A 20,621-nucleotide genomic window follows, 5' to 3' on the forward strand; every position below is an offset into this window, starting at 1 on the left:
CCCCTCCCCGTCAGGCCGTCAGCCGCTGGCCCCGGCGCACATGACGCTCGAGCCAGTGGAAGACGAGATTGGAGAGAAGCGTGATCGCCAGATAGAGAACAGCGGCTGCCAGAAAGAACAGGAAATACTGCTTGGTATTGGCACCGGCAAGACGGGTGGTCAGCGCCAGTTCCTGATAGCCGACAACGGCGACAAGCGCACTGTCCTTGGTCACCGACATCCAGAGATTGGCCATGCCCGGCAAGGCATTGGGCAAGAGTGCCGGCAGGGTGACACGGCGGAAGCGCAGAAAGGGCGACATGCCGAAGGCACGGGCCGCCTCGATTTGCCCGGCCGGAATCGCGAGGATTGCCCCGCGCAGCACTTCAGTCATATAGGCGCCCTGGACGAAACCGAGCACGGCAACGGCCGCGACGAAACCATTCACCTCGACCGGCGGCAGGCCGAAGGCTTGCAACAGCCGGTTCAGCCCGTCGGTCCCGGCATAGTAGAGGCCGACGATCAGGATGAGTTCCGGCACCGCACGGATGGTGCCGGTATAGAGCTTCAACAGCAGGCCCACCGGCCGGTTGCCGGAGAGCTTGCCCATGGCGCCAAACAGCCCGAAGACGAGTCCAATGGCGAACGCAGTTGCCGAGATGGCGACGGTCGTGACGGCACCCGTCAGCAGTGCCCCGCCCCAGCCAGGAGGCTCGAGCGCCAGCAATTGCCATGCCGTCATCGGGGTTGTCGCCATCGTCTGCGCGGCCGCTTACTTGCCGTAGATGTCGAAGGAGAAATACTTCTTCGAGATCTCGTCATACTTGCCCGAGGCCCTGACAGCAGCGATCGCGTCGTTCAGCTTGGCCTTGAGTTCGGTATCGTCCTTGCGCAGACCGCCGCCGACGCCGACACCAAGCACAGCCGGATCGTCCGCGACATCACCCATGTCGGCGCAGCAATCCTTGCCGAAGTCGGACTTGAGGAATGCGTCGAGCACGATGGAATCGCCGAAGACGTAATCGATGCGGCCGGCGGCCAGATCCTGGAAGGCCTCGTCGAGGGTCTGGTAGGTCTGCTCCTCGGCCTTGTCGGCGAAATACTTCTTGTAATATTCCGACTGCACCGTCGACACCTGGATGCCGATCGTCTTGCCCTCGACAGCGTCCGGCGTGGCGCCCGGCTCCTGGTCCTTCGGGCCGATGAGCTTGCTCGGCGTGTTGTAGTATTTATTGGTGAAGTCGATGGTCTTCAGACGCTCGTCGGTGATCGACATCGACGACCAGATGACGTCGAACTTCTTCGACTGAAGCGCTGGGATCAGGCCATCCCAGGACAAGTCGATGACCGAGCAGGTCTCCTTCATCTCGGCGCAGACCGCATTCATCATGTCGATTTCCCAGCCCTGCCAGACGCCGGATGCATCCTTGGCGAAGAAGGGCGGATAGGCCTCGTTCATGATGCCGAAGCGCACTTCGGCCTGGGCGGTGACGGCGGTTGCGGCGAGTGCTGCACCGGCAAGGAGAAGGGAGATGATTTTCATGGCGGATGGTCCCCTTAAGTGGATAAAAAGCGAATGGATCGGTCAGCCAGCGGCGCGACCGGAAAGACTGCGGGTGAAGTCGCGACAGCGGACGCTGGTCGGATCGCCGAACACACGCTCCGGCGGCCCCTCCTCCTCGACGCGACCGCGATCGAGAAACATCACATGGTTCGACACATCGCGGGCAAAGGCCATCTCGTGGGTGACAAGCAGCATGGTGCGCCCTTCTTCCGCGAGATCGCGGATGACTTTCAGCACTTCGCCCACCAGTTCCGGATCGAGTGCCGATGTCGGCTCGTCGAACAGCATGACGGCCGGATCGACGCAGAGCGCACGCGCGATCGCGGCCCGCTGCTGCTGGCCACCGGAGAGGAAGGCCGGATAGGCATCGCGCTTGTCGTAGAGGCCGACCTTGGCGAGCAGCGCTTCCGCCTTCTCAATCGCCTCGCGACGCGGAACTTTCAGCACATGCACCGGCGCTTCGATGACGTTTTCCAGGACCGTGCGATGGGCCCAGAGATTAAAGCTCTGGAAGACCATGCCGAGTCCCGTGCGCAAGCGCTCCAGCTGCTTGCGATCGGCGGCTTCGAGGCCGCCTTTTTTGGAAGGTTTCAAGCGCAACTCTTCGCCACCGACGACGATCCGGCCTTGATCGGGTGTCTCAAGCAGGTTGATGCAGCGCAGGAAGGTGCTTTTGCCGGAGCCTGACGAACCGATCAACGAGATCACGTCACCACGTTTGGCCGTGGCTGAAACGCCCTTCAAGACTTCCAGAGGGCCGAAGCTCTTGTGGAGATCAGTTACGTCAAGGGCAGCGGTGGCGGCTATCGTCATCGGGATCCTGAGACATTCGGAGGTGCAAGACCATAGATGGCGTTCCGCGCCTGTTTTCCTCGCATTTCTTGCGTTCTCTGCAGAATTGCCGCAGAAAGCCCGCGAGGACGCTCACGATCGGCACGGACCCTGATGAGCGTACCCAGTTGGTCAGGTGAGACGCAAAGCCAGCAAAGGAGACTACGGCCATGGTCGAGCAACTGGACCAATTCGATCGCAGCATTCTCGACCTCCTCCAGCGCGATTGCCAGATGAAGGCAGAGGCCATTGCCGACAAGGTGGGCCTTTCTCCCTCAGCGGTCCAGCGCCGTTTGAAGCGGCTGCGCACGGACGGCATCATCACCGCCGAGATCGCGGTCGTCTCCCGCAAGGCGACCGACTATCCGATGACATTCATCACCGGCATGGAGATCGAGCGGGATAATTACGATGCGCTGGCTCGCTTCCGCGCCTGGGCCGACAAGCAGGACAATATTCAGCAGGTCTATTATGTGACCGGCCAGGTCGATCTGGTCGCCATCATCACCGCCCGCGATGTCGAGCATTACGATGACATCAGCGCCCAACTGATGTCGGAAAATCCGCAGATCAAGCGCATGAACACCAATGTCGTGCTGCGCGACATCAAGATCGGTCTGCAGATCCCCATCAAACCCTGAGGCAAGGAGCGACCCCTTGGCCCGTCACCGATCGCGCTCCGGCAGGAATGGCCCCTGCCCCCAGACGATAGACTTTTCGTGGCGCTCGATGATCGTCTTGAGGTCCTTGAAAGCCCCGACAATATGATCGCGGAACTTCCGCCCCGCCGGATTAGGATAGGTCTTGCGCCGCGTGATGATGCCCAGCGTCCGCTCTGGCTGCGGGATGTCGACCGGCACGATCGAGATCTTGTCCTGTCCCTTGAACGAGAAGACCACCGAATGCGGCAGGATGGCGAGCGCATCGGTGGAAGCGACATAGTTGACCACCGAGAGCAGGGAGCCGCCGGAATAACGGATCGCAAGTTCCAATATTCCGAGCGTGATCAGAATGTTGTGGAGGTCGAGCACCAGTGGCGAGCCCGGCAGCGGCGCCACCCAGGGATAGGTGACGATATCCTCGATCCGCAGCGTGCGCTTGCGCAGCAGCGGATGGCCGACGGCACAGGTCAGCACGTTCCGTCCCGGCAAAAGCGGCTGGAACTCGAAATCAGCGCCTAGTTCGGCACTGCCGATCGGCGTGATCGCCATGTCGATCTGGCTCGATTCAAGCTCGTTCAAAAGGTCCGGCATATTGCCATAGGACTGCTCGACGAGAATGTCGCGTTCCTTCAACTGGAAGGATGCGATCATCTGCGAGATGACGGCATCCATGAAGAAGGGAACACCGCCTACCTTGATCCGGCCGGATGTCCCCGACTGGAAGCTGCGCACGATGTCCACGGCTTTCCGCGAAGCGAGAAGGATGGACCGCCCCTGGATGGCCAGCTGCTGGCCAAGCGGCGTCAGTTGCAACGGCCGTTTACCTGGAATGAATAGAGGCTCACCCACGCGCCGCTCCAGCATCGACAGCGTCCGTGATACGGCCGGCTGCGTCATGCCGAGCATGGCAGCCCCTTCCGTGACGCCGCCTGTCTCCGCCACGGCCGCCAATTGAACCAGGTGCCTTTCGTCTATTTTCATAGCAATTTGCTATACCGAACATAAGCAATTTTATCAACAGAGCCAATGTTCCGCTGTATGGTCGGGGCTGCATGGGGAGGATCCTGCAGGAATGACGGGCTGGGGAGATGCGCAAAGCTGGCTTTGCATTTGGGAGACGATCGCAGCCCGTCTTCGATCTCAGGATGGTTCCTGATGTTTCGTGTCTGCGGACCCCGCTTGTCCGCATGACGGCATTTGGAGGAGGAACGCATGTCATACATTTCGGGCTATCATCACCTCACGCTTAGCACGGACGGGGCGCAGGAGGATTATGACTTTTACACCAAGACGCTGGGCCTGCATTCGATCAAGCGAACGGTCCTCTTCGACGGCGTGATCCCCGTCTACCATCTCTATTACGGCGCCAAGAACGGCGACCCCTCGACCATCGTCACCACGTTCCCCTTCCGCAAGCCCGGCATTTACGGCAAGCGTGGCACCAACCAGTCGAAGATCATCCAGCTGTCGATCCCGCTCGGCTCCTCGGAATTCTGGGTGAACCGGCTGAACGAACGCGGCATCAAGGCCTCGATGACCAGCCGTTTCGGCATCACGCGGGTGGCGCTTGCCCATCCTTGCGGCATCGAGCACGAACTGGTCGAAAGCCCGGCCGATACCCGTGAGCCGATCACCAATGAAAAGCAGGGCATCGGCCCGCATCATGGCATTCGCGGCATCTACGGCGCAGCTGTCGCCGTTTTCGACCGCACGTCCATGGACGACTTCCTGACGATCGCGATGGGCATGCAGAAGGAAGCCGACAGCGACGAGGGCCTCATGTTCTCGGTTCCCAATCCCGGCGGCCCCTCCAGCATGGTTGAGGTCATCCATCAGCCGACAGGACCTCAAGGGACCTGGACGCTTTCAGGCGGCACGATCCACCATCTGGCGCTCAACACCGGCAACGAAGGAAACCAGCTGAAGCTGAAAGCCCATATCGAAGGTCTCGGCTTCACTGACGTCTCTGACCAGAAGGACCGCAACTACTTCAAGTCCTGCTATGTGCGCTCACCGGGCGGGGCACTGTTCGAGATCGCCTGGTCGGTCGAAGGCGGCTGGGCGAAGGACGAACCGGCCGATGCGATTGGCTCGACACTCGTCTTCCCGCCATGGTTCGAAGATCGCAGGGAAGAACTCATCGCCGGCCTGGAACCCGCCAACTTCTAAAGGGGAGATGCCGGCATGGCAAAACATGGCGAGCCGCATCGCTTCGGGATTTCACCGGCCGAGGCGGAGGTCCTCTGCGTCTTCGTGCATGGGCGCACTCAGTCGCCCGAAGATATGATGGAACAGGTCGTAGGGCGGCTGTCGGCGGGTAGTATTGCCTATTGCCTGCCACGGGCGGAGGGCAACAGCTGGTATGCGGCACGCGCAACCGACGCCCTCAACGACAACACAAGGGAGGCGCTCGGCGCCTCTCTCGACTACCTGCATGGACTGGTCGAGGACCTGCGGAATGCCGGCGGACGTGACAAGCCTCTGGTCATCGGCGGCTTTAGCCAGGGCGCCTGCCTGTCGCTGGAATATGCCATGAAGTTCGGCCCGTGGAATGGTGCCATGGTCAATTTGACCGGCTGCCGCGTGGGCCACACCACCGACGATCGACCATCCGCCGACCTCGACGGCTTACCCGTCTATTTGACCGGCTCGGACCTCGATCCCTGGATCCCGGTCTCTGCCTTTGCCGAAGCTTCGGAAGCGCTTGGGAGGGCGCGGGCGAGGCTGAGATGCGAGCTCTTTCCCGGACGCACCCATCAGGCATCCGAGATGGAGGTTGCAGCCCTCGACGCCATCCTGAAGGACCTTGCAGTCGGCAGTCGGCCCTTTCGCCGGGTCGCCGCCTGAAACCAGACAACAATCGGGAGGACAGCATGATCACGCGCAGAACGCTATTGAAGACGACCGCCGCAGGAAGCCTGGCTTATGGCTTCGGTGGCCTCGCGGCCCCTGCCATCGCGCAAGGAGCCAAGATCAAGATCGGTTACGTCAGTCCGCAGACCGGGCCGCTGGCGAGCTTCGGGGAGAGCGATGCCTATAACATCGCCTCCTTCCTCGCGACCGAGGCGGGCAAGAACTTCGAGGTGATCGTCAAGGACAGCCAATCCAATCCGAACCGCGCCGCGGATGTCGCCAAGGAACTGATCCTGTCGGACGAGATCAACCTGATGCTGGTGGCCTCGACGCCGGAAACCACCAATCCGGTGGCAACGACCTGCGAAGCGGAAGGCATTCCCTGTATCTCGACCAAGGCGCCCTGGCAGCCATGGTTCATCGGTCAACAGGGCAATCCCGGAGATCCCGCCAGCTGGAAACCCTTCAACTTCGCCTATCACTACTTCTGGGGTCTGGAAGACGTGATCGCTGTCTTCACCAACATGTGGAGCCAGCTCGACACAAATAAAAAGGTCGGCGGCCTGTTCCCCAACGATGCCGACGGCAATGCCTGGGGCGACCCGAATGTCGGCCTGAAGCCCGGGCTCGCTCAGGCCGGCTACGACCTCCTCGATCCCGGCCGCTACCAGAACCTGTCGGACGATTTCACCGCCCAGGTCAACGCCTTCAAGGATGGCGGCTGCGACATCATCACGGGTGTCGTCATTCCGCCGGACTTCACCACCTTCTGGAACCAGGCCAAGCAGCAAGGCTTTACGCCTAAAGCGCTGACGGTGGCCAAGGCGATCCTTTTTCCGCAGTCCGTCGAGACGCTCGGTCCGGCAGGCCACAATCTGTCGTCCGAAGTCTGGTGGTCGGCCCAGCACCCGTTCAAATCGTCGCTGACAGGCCAGAGTGCCGCCGAGCTTGCCGCCGACTTCACGACCAAGACCGGCCGCCCCTGGACCCAGCCGATCGGCTTTATCCACTCGCTGTTCGAAATGGCGACCGATGTCATGGGCCGCGTCACCGATGTGACCGATGCCGATGCAATCGCCGCAGCCATCGCCGCCTCCAAGGTCGATACCATCGTCGGCCATGTCGAATGGAACGGCCAGGGTGTGCCGCCCTTTGCCGCCAAGAACGTCACCAAAACGCCGCTGGTCGGTGGTCAGTGGCGCCGCAAGGACGACGGAAAATTCGACCTCGTCATCGTCGACAACAAGACGGCGCCGAACATCTCGGCAGCCGGCAAGATGGAAGCACTGAGCTGACGTGTGGCTCCTGGAGCGAAACAGTGGTGCCGGGCGAGCCCGGCATCTTCGCGTGATCAGGTGGGCTCAAGCGACATGACTGCAACACCCGGCCAATACGGTATGTGTGCCATGCGTCATAGTCCTTGCCCGGCGCGGTGAGACTGCCCTATATGGCCGGATGACGACTGATTCAAAGATATTCGTCGGCCTGCGGTCGACCAAGAAGAAGCCAGTAGCACATCGCGTCGAGACCGGCCCGAAATGTCAGTGGGACGGATGCGAGAAGCATGGCGCTCACCGCGCACCCGTCGGCTGTGACGCCGATGGCCTTTACCTGCTGTTCTGCCAGGAGCATGTGAAGGAATACAACAAGGGCTACAACTACCAGACCACCCTCTCCGACCCGGTGACGGCGCGCTACCAGCGGGAAGCCGCTAGCGGTGCTCGCGCCACGGTGGGCACGAGCACGACCCAGCCGAAGGAAATTCCTCTGCCGCTGACGACCCGCTCGGGTTCGGCCAAGGCAATCAACGCCCGCAAGACGGCCGCCCAGCGTCAGGCAGCGGCAGCCGATCTGCAGCGCCGCAAACTGAAGGTTCTCGAAGCCAAGGCCTTTGAAACGCTTGACCTGTCACCCGATGCAACACCGGAAGAGATCAGGCGTCGTTACAAAGAGCGGCTGAAGATGCACCATCCGGACGTCAATCAGGGCGATCGGGATTCGGAAGACAAGCTGCGCGCCTCCATCGACGCCCATAAGATCCTCAAGCTGAACGGCTTCTGTTGAGTCAGAAGCCCTCTGCCGCATCTGAGTGTTTGCCGAAACGATAGAACAGGTTCGGCTCGGCAACGATGAACACATCGCCATCGGGCCCGATGGCGACACCTTCTGCCTGGGCAATTGAGGCAGACAAACCATTCATACCGCGCCACAAGGGCAAGAAGCTGAGGACGCGGCCATCCGGCGCATATTCCACCAGGATGCGCGACAGATGGCTGAGCAGGATCAGATTGCCTGTACTCTCATGCAAGGACAAGGATGACAGGTCCAGCATGAAGGTTGCGGCCAAACCGTGTGGGCTCCATTCGCTGACTGCGAGATTGAGGCTGGTTGACGTCGAGGCCAGCCCGTCCACGACAAGCACGCGGGCGGGTAACATCTCCTGCGCGATGTAGAGCCGCTTCTGGCGCGAATCCCAGGAAAGACCCTCGAAGCCCATGTTTCGCAGGGCGCCGAAATCCAGCCGCAAGCGATCGCCACCCTCCGCCGTGACCTGCGAAGTGCTTCGGTCGACGGTAATCCAGTGCAGGCTCTGGTGCCGTTCGCTTGTCACGATGAACCGACCACCCTCGACATGCGTCAAGCCTTCCGGATCTTGGACACCGTTGAGCACAATCGTGCGCAGCAACCGTCCTTCGACCGACAGCTCGGCGATTTGCGCCGGCCGGTTGACGATGGCGAACAGCGTTCCGGTCTGTGGCGAATATGTGAGGCCCGAGAGATCGCGTGTCAGCCCCTCGACGGGGCGAGCCTCGATCTTTGCCTCGTAGTCTCCAAGCTGTAGTGCCGGCCGGGCAGTATCGGCACTGACGGCCATAACCGCGTAAAAATAAGCAAGCGCCGGGAGACCCGAGAACCAGAGGACGGCACTGGCAGCGATGAGCAATAGCCCGGCCGCGACGTACCTTCCTTTGGAAGCTCTGGACCGCTTGGGAAAATCACGCTTGTCCAGCGGCACGGGCGTCATCACGCGACCTCACTTAAAGCACGAAAGGAAGTCGACCCTGTAAGCGATGAGTACCGACTGTTCCTCGAAAACCGGCTTGTCCGTAACCGTTGCACCGGTATCTGACAACCCCGCGCCTTAAGTTGCATATGACCAAGCAAATATCGCCGGCCTTACCCACCCTGCTTCAGCGCCGACCGTGCTGCCGCCTGCCGGCGCCGGTCGCGATAGGCGACGAACTGCGTGTCGGCGATGACCCCGGCGAGGATGACCGCGCCCATGACCGCGAAGTTGAGGGACGACGGGATCCCGAGCAGGTTCACGAGGTTCTGCAGCTCTTGCAACAGCACGACACCGAGAACCACGCCGACGATCGACCCCTCGCCGCCCCTGAGCGAAAACCCGCCGAGAACGGCAGCCGCGATGCCGTAGAGTTCGTAGAAATTCCCATGCGAGGATGGCTGGACGGACTTGGTATACATGGCGAAGAACACGGCAGAGACGCCGGTTAGGAACATGCAGAGCATATAGGCATAGAGAATGACACGCCGCGTATCGATGCCGGAATAGCGCGCGGCTTCCTCGTTCTTTCCCACCGCCATCAGATGGCGACCGAAGACGGTTCGGTGCAGCAGTGCCCAGGCAAGGACGGCAAAGACCGCAAAGGCGATGACGGAGTGCGGTACGCCGGCTGTCCGTCCGACAAACAGAAATTCGAGAGTGGGCATATCGGTGCCAAAGGTGAACCCAGCGGTTCCGTCCTTCGTGTAGAAGCGGGCAACCCCGCGATAGATCAGCAGCCCGCACAGGGTCACGACGAATGGCTGCAGTTTCAGCCGGGTGATCAGCCAGCCATGCAGGAGCCCGATGATGACAGACAGCACCAGAACGACGACCAGCGCCACCGGCCAGGGAACACCATAGGAGGCGATGAGATCGATGAAGATGACGCCGAGGAGCGCGATCACAGAGCCGATCGACAGCTCGATCCCGGCCGTGACGATGACGAAGGCTTCCGCGATGGAAAACAGCCCGAACAGTCCGATCAGGTTGGCGGTGTTCGCCAGATTGATCGGTGACAGGAAGCGCGGATTGACCAGCGCGACCACTGCCCCAACGGTCAGGACGAGAACCGCAAGCCCGATGTCTTTCTTGTGCATCTGCTCTTTCCTCTATTCGACGGCGAGCCGCAAAACGGCTTCCTCGCTGACATCTTCACGCTCAAGCACGCCGGCAATGACGCCGCGGCGCATGACCGCGACACGCGTGGAAACGCCGATGACTTCTTCCATGTCTGAGGAAATCATCAGGATGGCGGCCCCCTCCGCCGCCAGCGTCCGCATCAAGCGATAAACTTCGGCCTTGGCGCCGACGTCGATACCCCGTGTGGGTTCATCGAGAATGATGAGCCGGGGTTTGAGCCCGAGCCATTTTGCCAACACCACCTTCTGCTGGTTGCCACCCGACAATTCGCCAACGGGTCGGTCGAGCCGCCGGGCCTTGATCGACAACCGTTCCCGAAAGTCCTCCGCCACCCGCAACTCCGCTCCCTCATCGATGAAGCGGTGCCGGGCGACGGCGTCCAGTCTCGGCATGATGACGTTGCCGGCGATGGAGAAGTCGAGGAACAGGCCCTCCGTCTTCCGGTCCTCCGGCACAAGGCAGATTCCTGCCGCGATCGCGGCGCGAACGGAGCCCGGCTCGACCGCCCGCCCAGCAATCTCCACCTGTCCGGAGAGAACCGGATCGATCCCAAACAGCGCGCGCGCAAGCTCGGTGCGTCCTGCCCCGACCAACCCCGCAAGTCCCATGATTTCGCCGCTGCGGACTTGAAGATCGACAGCCGCATCGGGATAGGTCTGCGTCCGCAAGCCGATCGTCTTGAGGACGACCGCCCCCTCCTGCCGATCCGGCGGCACATAGAACTGCTTCACGTCACGACCGATCATCAGGCGCACCATCGCATCCTTGGTGATCCCCTCCCGTGGCAGGTCGCCCGCGTTGCATCCGTCCCTCAGCCCGACGACCCGGTCCGCCACCTCTTCCACCTCGTTCAGCCGGTGCGTGATGAACAGGACGGCAACCCCCTCGTCGCGAAGCCGCCTGATGACGGCCAGCAACCTCTGTGTTTCCGCCAGCGTCAGGCTTGAGGTCGGCTCGTCGAGGATCAAGAGGCGCACATTGATCGACAGTGCCTTGGCGATTTCCAGCAATTGCTGATCGGCTAGCGACAGCTCGGAAACGGCAGTCGATGCGGTGAAACGAGTTCCAAGCAGTTCGAGCAAGGGGCGAACACGGCTTTCCATCGCCTTCCGATCGACGAAACCGAAAGGGCCGCTGCGGATCTCGCGCCCAAGAAGCACATTGCCGGCCACGTCGAGATTGACGAAAGGGTTCAGTTCCTGATGGACGAAAGCAATGCCATGCGCGACGGCCGCCGCCGGCGTCAGTGCCATGAGGGGCACCCCATCAATCACCATCTCGCCCTCGTCAGGCGCAATCGTTCCACCCAGCACCTTCATCAGCGTCGACTTGCCGGCCCCGTTCTCGCCAATCAGCCCGACGACCTCGCCGCCGCGGATCGACAGCGACACACCGTTCAGCGCTACGGCACTCGCATAGACCTTGGTGATCCCAAGGAGATCGAGGCTGATAGGGGTGTCAGGGGACATGAAGAAACGCTCCTCGGCAGCGGGCGAAAGGTCTGCGCGGACGACATCAATCCGCGCAGACCGGCAGTATCAGCGGCACCGGATCAGCCGCCGATACGTTCCTTGAGCTGCTTTTCGAAGGCATCGACATTGGCCTTGTCGATCACCTGCGTCGGCACGATGATCAGGCCATCGGCCGGGACCTGCGACTTGTCACCTTTCACATAGGCTGCCATCAGCTTCATGCCCTGATAGCCCCACTGGTAGGGATCCTGGACAACGGTTCCGGCAAAGCTGCCTTCGCGGACTGCACCCAGCGTGATCGGGTCCTCGTCGAAGGCGATGACGGTGATTGCACCGAGCTTACCGGCAGCCTGCAGGGCCTCGTAAATCTTAGGCGGATTGTAGGAATAGAAGCCGACCATGCAGTCTATTTCGGGGTTTGCCGCCAGCACGTCGTCGACATTCGAGCGGGCGCGGGCAAAGTCCACGTCGTCGCCACGGACATCGACCAGTTCGATACCCTTGCCGTCGACGGCCTGCCGGAAACCGTCAATGCGTTCCTTCGCGTTGTCGGCCCCGAGGAAGCCGACAAAGCCCATGCATTTTCCACCCTTTGGCAGCGCCTTCACCGCGATCTCACCCGCCTGGATGCCGGCCTTCGTGTTGGATGAACCGAGATAGGCGATGCGCTTCGACTGGGGCGCATCGCTATCGGTGGTGAACAGCGGGATCTGCCCGGCGATCTTGTTGAAGGCATCGACCGAGTTCTTCGGGTCGACCGACGAGATCATGATCGCATCCGTACCGGCGGCAACCAGATCGTCCATCAGCGCGTTCTGCAGAGCTGCGGTCCCCTGGGCCGGATAACGGAACTGCAGGTCGAAATCCGGAAGCTCGGCTTGCGCTGCCTTGACGCCGGCTTCCGCCAGTTTCCAGAAGTCGGAAGCGGCATTGACGACGAAAGCGAGTGACTGCTTGTCCTCGGCCAACACCGGTGAAGCGGCGAGCGTGAGTGCGGCCGCAAGGGCCGTGATCGATAGTGTCTTCATCTTATCCTCCCGCAACCCTCTCCTTGGGCTGCCATCAAGTTGAACGGCAGCACGCAGGGCCGGCCCCTCCCGGACCGTCCGCATGCCGAATGAGTTGACCAGAGGGCGTGCCCCCTCTGGCCCAAAGATCAGTTGTCTTTGCAGAAGCCGGGATCTTCGGTGTTGCAGACATCGAGACCGGTAAACAACGGGTCCTCGACCTTCTCGCCCTTGATCAGCTGGATCATCACGTCGGGCGCCTTGTAGCCCATTTCGAAGGGCCGCTGACCCACCTGCGCATGGCTTCGACCGTCGCGGAACGCCTGTGTCTGCGGCGGCAATGTGTCACCCGCGACGATGATCAGGTCCTTGGACTTGAGCTTGTCCATCACCTGGTCGGTGACCTGGGTATAGGCCTGCGGTGCAAACTGCGCCCAGCCGCCGATCAGGATGAAGGCATCGAGATCTGGATGCGCTGTGAACACATCCGACATCTGCTGGTTGGCGAGATCCGCCTGGTCATTGGTATAGACCGGGCAACCTTCGATTTCCGTCCAACCGTTCTGCCCGGTCAGACGATCGACATCTTTGGCGCCTGCGATGGTATCGCGGAAGCCCTGTGCACGCGCATTGATGTTGGCAGCGGCGACATTGCCGAGCTGCAGGCAGACGGATCCGCCCTCGGCCTTCAGCTTCTTCGCCTCCTCAGCCATCTTGACGCCCATCAGGTAGTTGTCGGTGCCGAGATAAGTCTTGCGCATGTCATGATCCTTTTCGAGAAAATCGGCATCGACAGTCATGACAGGAACGGTCGGCGCGATTTCGCGAATACGGTTGGCCATGGCAGGCGCATTCGATGGCGAGATGGCGATAGCCGCCACCCCTCGGCTCAGGAGATCATCGACGATCTGCACTTCGCCGGCCTCGTCGGCCGAAGACGCAGGACCGGTATAGAGGCACTCGTATTCACTATCGGGATTTTCTGAGAGCCACTTCTTGCAGCCCAGGTTGATCTGCTCGAAGAATGGGTTGTCCAGACCCTTGACGACGATCGCCAGCGTCTTCTTGCCCTCGGCGGCGCTTTCGCCGGCAAGCGCCATGAGAATTGGTATTGCAGTGAATGCCAGATAACGCATTTTCATTGCTGTTTTCCTCCTCCAAATTGCCGGCGAAAGCCCTCCTGCTCAGCCGGGATACCAGACGATGCGCGGGTCGTCCGCCGCGCGCCGATACGTCCAGGCCCGTTCCACGAGCCCGTCGAGATCGATTTCGGGCCTCCACCCGAGGATTTTTCGTGCCTTGGAGTTGTCGAGCCAGTTGCTGTGGAACGGCGTCTCGATGTCGGCAGGCTCCAGGCCGCCGACCGCCCTCACACGCTCCGAGACGCGGCCGTAATCCACCGGCTCGTTCATGGCGATGTTGAACAACTGACCAAAGGCCTTGACGTTGTCGATCGATGACAGGATGGCGCGGACGAGATCGTCGACATGGATGAAGCTGCGCTTCAGATAGCCCCCTTGGGCATCGCGCATCACCGGAAAATGTCTGCCTTCACGGAGCCGTTGATGCCGGGCAGGATCAAGCAATGCCGACCAGGACGGGCCGCCGAACTGCTCTTCACCGAGGGCGAAGGCCTGGCGGAAGTCGTCCTTCTCCATGATCCAAGGCGCCCGAAGCGTCGTCCAGTTCAGCCCGGACTGGATGCCGACCTGCTCGATCATCACCTCTTCCAACACCTTCGTCAGCGCATAGACGCCGGGATAGGCTCTGCGTGGGGATTGCTCGGTGATCGGCTCCGGATAGTCTTGGAAGATGTGGCCGACGACGCAGTCGCCGCTGAGCAGGATGAACTGCCGGGGATTGTCGAGGCGGCAGAAGCGATCGAGCAGGAGATAAAGCCCTTTCAAGGCCACATCGATGGCCTGGTCCGGCGTTTCCTTGACCGCTGCCAGATGCAGCACATGCGTCACCCCGGACAGTGCCGCTGACACAACATCGGGATCTGCGACCGAGCCCTTCACAACGGACAGCCGATCACCGGCCTCGATTACCCTGTTGTTGCAGAGCGCTACGACACTCCAGTCCGCAAATCGCGTCTCCTGGAGGAAGGCGGGAAGGAAGGCTTGGCCCACCTTTCCGGTGGCGCCCGTGACAAGCAACCTCATTCAACGCCTCCCTTGGTTCTTTCATTCCCTGGTTGCCCGAATTAATATTTAGTAATAATATTAAGTCAAGCATCATTAATAACAGGATTGCCGCTTGCCGCCTTTGCAGCGTCCACGGTCTGATGCGGGAGGACAACAGAATGGGGGAGGACCGCGTGTGTCGCGACTAGCACTGTATGGAATTTCAAAGAGTTATGGAGCGATCCAGGCGCTCTCTTCCGTAGCGTTGTCGATCGAGCCAGGGGAGGTTCTGGGGCTGATGGGGGACAACGGCGCCGGCAAGAGCACCCTGGTCAAGATCATCGCGGGCAATTTCCCACCCACCTCGGGCGAGATCCTGATCGATGGGAAGCCGGTGAGCTTCTACAACCCTCGGGACGCGCAAAAGGAGGGCATCGAGGTCGTCTATCAGGACCTCGCCCTCTGCGACAATCTCTCAGCTGCTTCGAATGTCTTCCTCGGTCGTGAGGCAACCAAACGCCTCGGGCCGTTCCGCTATGTCGATTATGGCCACATGAACCGCGTCGCCGCCGGCCTGTTCCGCCAGCTGAAATCGGAAACCCGCCCGCGTGACCTCGTCCGGCGCATGTCGGGCGGCCAGCGCCAGGCCGTAGCGATTGCCCGAACTCTGCTCTCCAAGCCGAAGATCGTCATGATGGACGAGCCGACGGCAGCGATTTCCGTTCGCCAGGTGGCGGAAGTCCTCGACGTCATCCGACGGCTTCGCGATCAGGGCATCAGTGTCATCCTGATCAGTCATCGCATGCCTGACGTCTTCGGCGTCTCCGACCGCATCGCCGTGCTCCGCCGCGGCGAACTGGTGGCCAACAAGAGGGCCGCCCAATCCTCGCCCGAGGAAGTGACCGGTCTGATCACCGGCGCAATCGAAACCGCTTGAGGAGAGGATGAACCGATGACCACTCTGGAAGATGTCATTTCACGCAGCGAACACAGGAACTGGCTGTCTCGGATCGCGAGCCTGCAACTGTTCTGGGTATTCCTCGCCGCCATCCTCGCCTGCCTTGCCCTCACGCTCTTGACCGACGCCTTCGCCAGCGAGCGCAACCTCTTCAATGTCGCGCGCAACTTCGCCTTCGTCGGCATCATCGCAATTGGCATGACCGCCGTTATTGCCTCCGGTGGCATCGATCTCTCGGTCGGATCCTCTGTGGTCCTGAGTGCCATGGTGATCAGCGTGACGATGGCGGCAGGTGCCCCGTTCCTGCTCGCCGCCGTCATGGCACTGGGTGCAGCGTTGCTGGTGGGCCTCCTGAACGGGGTTCTCGTCGCCTATGCGGGCATGCCGCCCTTCGTCGTCACCCTTGGTACGTTGTCGGCCGCGCGCTCGCTTGCCATGGTGCTCTCCGACAACAAGATGATCTGGGACTTCGGTCCCGACCACAACATCCTGATCTGGGTCGGTGGCGGATCGACCCTCGGCATCCCTCACCCTCTCTACGTGCTCGCGGCCCTGACGCTGATCATGTCGCTCGCCTTCAAATGGACCCGCTGGGGACAACATCTCTTTGCCATCGGCAGCAGCGAGAACGCGGCCCTGCTCACCGGCATTCCAGTCCGACGCATGAAAGTCAGCATCTACATGTTCTCTGCCTTCACCGCAGGACTTGCCGGCATTCTGATGGCGGGCTGGCTCGGCAGCGTCACGACGAACCTCGGCCAGGCCATGGAACTGACGGTAATTGCGGCAGCCGTTATCGGCGGCGCCAACCTGGCGGGCGGGGAAGGTAATGCGCTGGGAGCCGTCGTCGGCGCGCTGTTGATAGAAGTGATCCGCAACTCCCTGATCCTGTTGGGCATCTCGACATTCTGGCAAGGAATGTTCATAGGTACATTCATTGTAGTTGCCGTCGCCTTCGACCGAGTCCGGCTGTTCAGGTCCTGACAACCGTCAAGCGCCTCGGCAACCACGGTGTTCGTCATGGAGAATGCCTTGAAACCGACGATGATGGATGTGGCGGCACTGGCGCGCGTATCCCAGGCGACCGTGTCGCTCATTCTGAATGGCAGTTCCGGTGCCCGCTTCAGCGAATCCACCCGCAAACGCGTCTTCGATGCCGCAGAGCAGCTGGGTTACCGCCTGTCGAACAAGTCGGCCACGCCGGCTAATACGGGCAGCCGTGTCATCGTTTTCGTGGTCGATGAACTGACGACCGACCCCTGGATGGCCATGGCCTTCGAAGGCGCCCGCGAAAAGGCGCTGGAACTCGGGATCATCGTCACCCTTGGCGTTTTCCGCAAAGGCGAGGACCCGGATGGCGGCATCTTCTCCGTCTGCGATGGCCAGGTGCTGGTCGGTTATATCTTCGGAACCATCCTCACCCGCAAGATCGACCCGCCCGAGCCGCTTTTTCGCGCACCCTCGGTTCTGGTCAACTGCTATGACCAGCAGCGTCGTCTGGCCTCCATCCTGCCCGGCGACGTCGCCGGCGGCCGCGCCGCCACCGAGCGACTGATCGCCGCCGGCCGCAAACGGATCGCGCTCATCAATGGGCAGGAAGGCCTCGACAACCCGCGCGATCGCCTGCGCGGTTACAAGCAGGCGCTGGCGAGCAACGACATCACCTACGATCCGGACCTCGTCCATTACGGCAACTGGGAGCCGTCTTCCGGCTACGAGAAGACCCATGCGCTGATGAAACTCCCGGAGCCGCCGGACGGCATCTTCTGCGCCAACGACCTGATGGCGCTGGGGTGCATCGATGCGCTGAAGGAGCTCGGGAAATCGATCCCTGCAGACGTATCCGTCGTCGGGTTCGACAACCGCGACATCGCCCAGTTCACCATGCCGCCGCTCACCACCTTCCATCTGCCGATGTTCGAGATGGGCGCCATGGCCGTCGAAGTGATCTCCGACATCACGGGCGGACTGAACAGCTCGCACGACCAGCTAAAGGTCGAATGTCTGCTGGTCGAGCGCGAGTCCGCCTGATCGGCTGCAGCCCGCAGGGCCACAGCCGCTCTGGTCAGGTTGGCTGCAGCCTGAAGTCTGCGCCTTCCGGCAGAAGCTGGCCACCATCGACAACAATGGTCGTACCGGTGACGTAGCTCGCATCGTCGGAGGCGAGAAAGAGGAAGGCATTGGCGACGTCACGCGGCGAGCCGAGACGGCCGAGCGGAATGGCAACCTGCATGTTCTCGATGAAGGCGGCACTGCGGTGCAGCTGGATGGCCTCGGTGAGAATATTGCCCGGCTCGACACCATTGACCGTGATGCCGTAGCCCGAGAATTCCAGTGCGGCCGCCCTGATGAAGCCGTTGATGCCGGCTTTGCTCGCCGAGTAATGGCCGTGTCCGGGGCTGGTCACATGCGGCCCCGTAATGGACGAGGTAAAGAGAATGCGGCCGGAGCCTTGCGCCTTCATCGGCACGAGGGCCGCACGGGCGGCATTGAAGCAGCCGCGCAGGTTGACGGCCATCACGCTGTCCCAGTCCTCCGGCGCCGTGTTCTCGATCAGCTGCCAGGGATAAATGCCGGCATTCTGAACAATGATGTCGAGACGGCCATGAAGTTCCAGTGTGAAGGCCACGGCAGCAACAGCGTCATCCATCTTCGAGATATCGGTGCGCACGAAAGCGGCACCGATATCGTCAGCGGCGGCCTGTCCTTCCTCCGCCTCGAAATCGGCGATGACGACCTTGGCTCCTTCTTCCAAGAAGCGCAGCGCAACCGCCTTGCCAATGCCGCGGGAAGCACCAATGACCAGCGCTACCTTGTCTTTCAATCTGTCAGTCATGCGAGCCTCTGGCGGAGTCTTTGTTTGAAGGTGTCGAGAAGGACGGCGGCGAGCACGAGGAAACCGTGGATCACTTGGGTATAGTTGGCGGGCAATCCCATGAGATTGATCGCGGTATTGATCGACGCAAGCAGCAGCACACCGGCATAAACGCCTGGAAGCGCACCCACGCCGCCTTTCAGGCTGACCCCGCCAATGACCACGGCGGCAAAGGCATTGAACAGCAGTCCGACGCCGAGATTGGCGGTGGCACCGGACGTGCGGATTGCCAAGAGCCAGCCGGCAAGCCCCGCAATCGCACCCGCCATCACGAAAGCAATGATCAGATTGCGGGTCACACGGATGCCCGCCCTGAACGTCGCGGTCTCGTTTCCGCCGATCATGATCAGGTGTCGGCCGAACGGCGTCTTCGCCATCATCACCGAGAAAATCAGGAAGCAGCCAATGGCGATCCAGGCCGAGAGCGGGATGCCGGCGAAGCGCTCAATGGCAAACCAGCGGATCGCCGGGTCGAGGTCCTGGGCTGATCGCCCACCCGAGACCGCCAGCACGATGCCACGCACCCAGATGAAGGAGGCAAGCGTAATGATGAACGCGCTCATCTTCAGCTTGACCACGAGAAAGCCGTTGAACAGGCCGATCAGCGCGCCGATGGCACAGGCGAGAAGAAGGGAGGTCGGGATCATCAGCCACTCAGGAGAAAGCTTGATCCCCATGCCGATACCGGCCGAGCAGAACAGGATACCAACCGCCATGGCCGAGAGGGCCGCGACCGACTCCACTGAGAGATCCATGTGTCCGGTGATGATCACGAGCGCGAGCCCGATCGACATGACGCCGAGAACGCTGGAGGCTTCGATGATGTTGGTGAAAATGCCGATCTGGAAATAGTTCGGGATCAGGGCCGAAAACAGCGCCAGAACCACGATGAGCATGAACCAGACGAGATTGTCGAGGATGAATTCGAGAGTGATACGGCTACGAGGATGCATTGCGGCCAATCCGTTCTGAGCAATGAGGGGGTCCCGGGGCCCTCGGACCCCGGGTGGAGTGGTCGTCTTACTTGACGGATTCGACCGTGCCGGCTGGCGGCTTCATGTTGCCCCAGAAGGCCGGATTGTCGACATTCTCCTTGGTGATAGCAGCACCGGGGATCTTGATGTTCGGTCCCCAGGCCTCGATCGTCACCACGCCCTTCAGGCCCAGAACATCATACTCGCCGGCCTTGATTTCCTGCTTGGCCACGATCTTGTCCATGAACATGGCAACGGCGGCCGCCTGAGCATAAAGCGGCTGTTCGACTTCGGTGTTAAGCCAGCCCTTGCGGATCAGGTCGAGACCGACAGGCGCACCGTTCGAGCTCATCATCATCACGTCGCCCGGCTTCTTGCCGGCAGCTTCGAGCGAAGCGACAGCCGCCACCGAAAGATGGGCGGCATGCAGGAAGATCAGATCGATGTCGGGATTGGCGAGCATCTGGTCCGCAACGATCGTGCCTGCATTGCTGGCCTCCCACTGCAGGGCAGGAACAGAGATGATGGTGACGCCCGGAAAGGCCTTCATCTTTTCCTCGAAGCCCTTTTGGATATCGAGCGTATACGGATCACCCGGGTCGCCCAGCACCTGCAGGATCTTGCCGGCGACATCACCCTTCTTGGCCTTCAGCATGGCTTCGGCCTGGTCGGCCGCCACATGACCGATCTCGATCGTTCCGGCAACGGAGGTGAAATCGGACATCGTGGAGGTCACCTGACGGTCGAATTCGACCACCGGGATGCCGGCGGCTCTCGCGGCCTCGATGGACGGCTTCAAGGCGTTGAAGTCGACGGCGGCAAGAATGATCGCGCTGGGCTTGAGGGCGATCACGTCATTCATCTGCGATTGCTGCGCATCCGTCTTGTTGTCGGCATTGAGCGTCTTCATCTCGTAGCCGGTCTGCTTCAGGAACATTTCAAGAGCGCTGACGGACCCGGTCTGGAATTCGTCGAGCAAGGTGGGGACGAGATAATAGACGACGCCTTTCGATTGAGCGGCGGCGGTTGTGAGCATCGATAGGCCGAGCACCAATACGCTCAGCAATGTAAGCATCATTCGCTTTATCATTGTTCTCTCCAGTTTTGGCCGGA

At 61.2% G+C, this 20,621-nt stretch carries 21 protein-coding genes; 8 read left to right on the forward strand and 13 right to left on the reverse strand.

What is annotated here, in order from left to right; all coding sequences use genetic code 11:
- Positions 1-10 precede the first annotated feature (10 nt).
- Genes ASE36_RS14985 through ASE36_RS14995 form a run of 3 tightly spaced genes read right to left on the reverse strand, consistent with a single transcriptional unit; the run spans position 11 to position 2,356 of the window.
- The gene (locus ASE36_RS14985) at positions 11-736 is read right to left on the reverse strand and encodes an ABC transporter permease (RefSeq protein ID WP_062281028.1); all 726 of its coding nucleotides are present in this window, start codon (positions 734-736) and stop codon (positions 11-13) included.
- 15 nt (positions 737-751) lie between these two features.
- The gene (locus ASE36_RS14990) at positions 752-1,522 is read right to left on the reverse strand and encodes a transporter substrate-binding domain-containing protein (RefSeq protein WP_062281031.1); all 771 of its coding nucleotides are present in this window, start codon (positions 1,520-1,522) and stop codon (positions 752-754) included.
- 42 nt (positions 1,523-1,564) lie between these two features.
- Positions 1,565-2,356 (reverse strand): ABC transporter ATP-binding protein, encoded by a 792-nt coding sequence (locus tag ASE36_RS14995; protein WP_062281034.1) that lies wholly within the window; start codon positions 2,354-2,356, stop codon positions 1,565-1,567.
- A gap of 188 nt (positions 2,357-2,544) precedes the next feature.
- Between ASE36_RS14995 and ASE36_RS15000 the strand changes: the two genes are divergently transcribed.
- Positions 2,545-3,015 (forward strand): Lrp/AsnC family transcriptional regulator, encoded by a 471-nt coding sequence (locus ASE36_RS15000; protein ID WP_062281037.1) that lies wholly within the window; start codon positions 2,545-2,547, stop codon positions 3,013-3,015.
- Positions 3,016-3,039: 24 nt separating this feature from the next.
- Here ASE36_RS15000 and ASE36_RS15005 read toward each other — a convergent pair whose 3' ends face one another.
- Entirely contained in the window at positions 3,040-4,017 is a 978-nt protein-coding gene (locus ASE36_RS15005; protein ID WP_062281039.1) for a LysR family transcriptional regulator, read from the reverse strand.
- Positions 4,018-4,248: 231 nt separating this feature from the next.
- Here ASE36_RS15005 and ASE36_RS15010 point away from each other — a divergent pair, with 231 nt between their 5' ends.
- From ASE36_RS15010 to ASE36_RS15025, 4 genes are all read left to right on the forward strand, one after another.
- The gene (locus ASE36_RS15010) at positions 4,249-5,205 is read left to right on the forward strand and encodes a VOC family protein (protein WP_062281042.1); all 957 of its coding nucleotides are present in this window, start codon (positions 4,249-4,251) and stop codon (positions 5,203-5,205) included.
- Between the two features lie 15 nt (positions 5,206-5,220).
- Entirely contained in the window at positions 5,221-5,883 is a 663-nt protein-coding gene (locus ASE36_RS15015; RefSeq protein WP_062281045.1) for an alpha/beta hydrolase, read from the forward strand.
- A gap of 26 nt (positions 5,884-5,909) precedes the next feature.
- Positions 5,910-7,184 carry an ABC transporter substrate-binding protein gene (locus ASE36_RS15020; RefSeq protein WP_062281047.1) on the forward strand — a complete coding sequence of 425 codons (1,275 nt, stop codon included), beginning with the start codon at positions 5,910-5,912 and terminating at the stop codon, positions 7,182-7,184.
- A 160-nt stretch (positions 7,185-7,344) separates the two neighbouring features.
- Positions 7,345-7,953: a J domain-containing protein gene (locus ASE36_RS15025; protein ID WP_062281049.1), complete on the forward strand. Its 609-nt coding sequence runs from the start codon at positions 7,345-7,347 to the stop codon at positions 7,951-7,953.
- A 1-nt stretch (position 7,954) separates the two neighbouring features.
- Here ASE36_RS15025 and ASE36_RS15030 read toward each other — a convergent pair whose 3' ends face one another.
- The 6 genes from ASE36_RS15030 to ASE36_RS15055 form a co-directional block, all read right to left on the reverse strand.
- Positions 7,955-8,914, reverse strand: a complete 960-nt coding sequence (locus ASE36_RS15030; protein ID WP_082511093.1) for an SdiA-regulated domain-containing protein — start codon at positions 8,912-8,914, stop codon at positions 7,955-7,957.
- A gap of 152 nt (positions 8,915-9,066) precedes the next feature.
- Entirely contained in the window at positions 9,067-10,053 is a 987-nt protein-coding gene (locus ASE36_RS15035) for an ABC transporter permease (protein ID WP_062281052.1), read from the reverse strand.
- Between the two features lie 12 nt (positions 10,054-10,065).
- On the reverse strand, positions 10,066-11,565 hold the full coding sequence (locus ASE36_RS15040) for a sugar ABC transporter ATP-binding protein (protein ID WP_062281054.1): 1,500 nt from the start codon (positions 11,563-11,565) through the stop codon (positions 10,066-10,068).
- An 83-nt stretch (positions 11,566-11,648) separates the two neighbouring features.
- A complete protein-coding gene (locus ASE36_RS15045) occupies positions 11,649-12,596 on the reverse strand; it encodes a sugar-binding protein (RefSeq protein WP_062281056.1) in 948 nt (315 codons plus the stop codon).
- A gap of 128 nt (positions 12,597-12,724) precedes the next feature.
- Complete coding sequence (locus ASE36_RS15050) at positions 12,725-13,711, reverse strand: sugar-binding protein (protein ID WP_062281477.1); 987 nt, start codon at positions 13,709-13,711, stop codon at positions 12,725-12,727.
- Between the two features lie 48 nt (positions 13,712-13,759).
- Positions 13,760-14,740: an NAD-dependent epimerase/dehydratase family protein gene (locus ASE36_RS15055; protein ID WP_062281058.1), complete on the reverse strand. Its 981-nt coding sequence runs from the start codon at positions 14,738-14,740 to the stop codon at positions 13,760-13,762.
- Between the two features lie 157 nt (positions 14,741-14,897).
- Here ASE36_RS15055 and ASE36_RS15060 point away from each other — a divergent pair, with 157 nt between their 5' ends.
- From ASE36_RS15060 to ASE36_RS15070, 3 genes are read left to right on the forward strand one after another with little or no spacing between them, the layout of a single operon-like run.
- Complete coding sequence (locus tag ASE36_RS15060; RefSeq protein ID WP_062281071.1) at positions 14,898-15,638, forward strand: ATP-binding cassette domain-containing protein; 741 nt, start codon at positions 14,898-14,900, stop codon at positions 15,636-15,638.
- A 15-nt stretch (positions 15,639-15,653) separates the two neighbouring features.
- Positions 15,654-16,643 (forward strand): ABC transporter permease, encoded by a 990-nt coding sequence (locus tag ASE36_RS15065; protein ID WP_062281075.1) that lies wholly within the window; start codon positions 15,654-15,656, stop codon positions 16,641-16,643.
- A gap of 48 nt (positions 16,644-16,691) precedes the next feature.
- Positions 16,692-17,690: a LacI family DNA-binding transcriptional regulator gene (locus ASE36_RS15070; protein ID WP_244474753.1), complete on the forward strand. Its 999-nt coding sequence runs from the start codon at positions 16,692-16,694 to the stop codon at positions 17,688-17,690.
- Between the two features lie 34 nt (positions 17,691-17,724).
- On the opposite strand, the gene ASE36_RS15075 is transcribed toward ASE36_RS15070, so the two are convergent.
- The 3 genes from ASE36_RS15075 to ASE36_RS15085 form a co-directional block, all read right to left on the reverse strand.
- Positions 17,725-18,495: an SDR family NAD(P)-dependent oxidoreductase gene (locus ASE36_RS15075; protein WP_062281081.1), complete on the reverse strand. Its 771-nt coding sequence runs from the start codon at positions 18,493-18,495 to the stop codon at positions 17,725-17,727.
- On the reverse strand, positions 18,492-19,487 hold the full coding sequence (locus ASE36_RS15080; RefSeq protein ID WP_062281085.1) for an ABC transporter permease: 996 nt from the start codon (positions 19,485-19,487) through the stop codon (positions 18,492-18,494). The genes ASE36_RS15075 and ASE36_RS15080 overlap by 4 nt, the downstream gene beginning before the upstream one ends.
- 67 nt (positions 19,488-19,554) lie before the next feature.
- A complete protein-coding gene (locus tag ASE36_RS15085; RefSeq protein WP_413813657.1) occupies positions 19,555-20,586 on the reverse strand; it encodes a sugar ABC transporter substrate-binding protein in 1,032 nt (343 codons plus the stop codon).
- Positions 20,587-20,621 lie beyond the last annotated feature (35 nt).

Origin of the sequence: Rhizobium sp. Root274 (genome assembly GCF_001429245.1) — a bacterium.
Taxonomy (GTDB): Bacteria; Pseudomonadota; Alphaproteobacteria; order Rhizobiales; family Rhizobiaceae; genus Allorhizobium.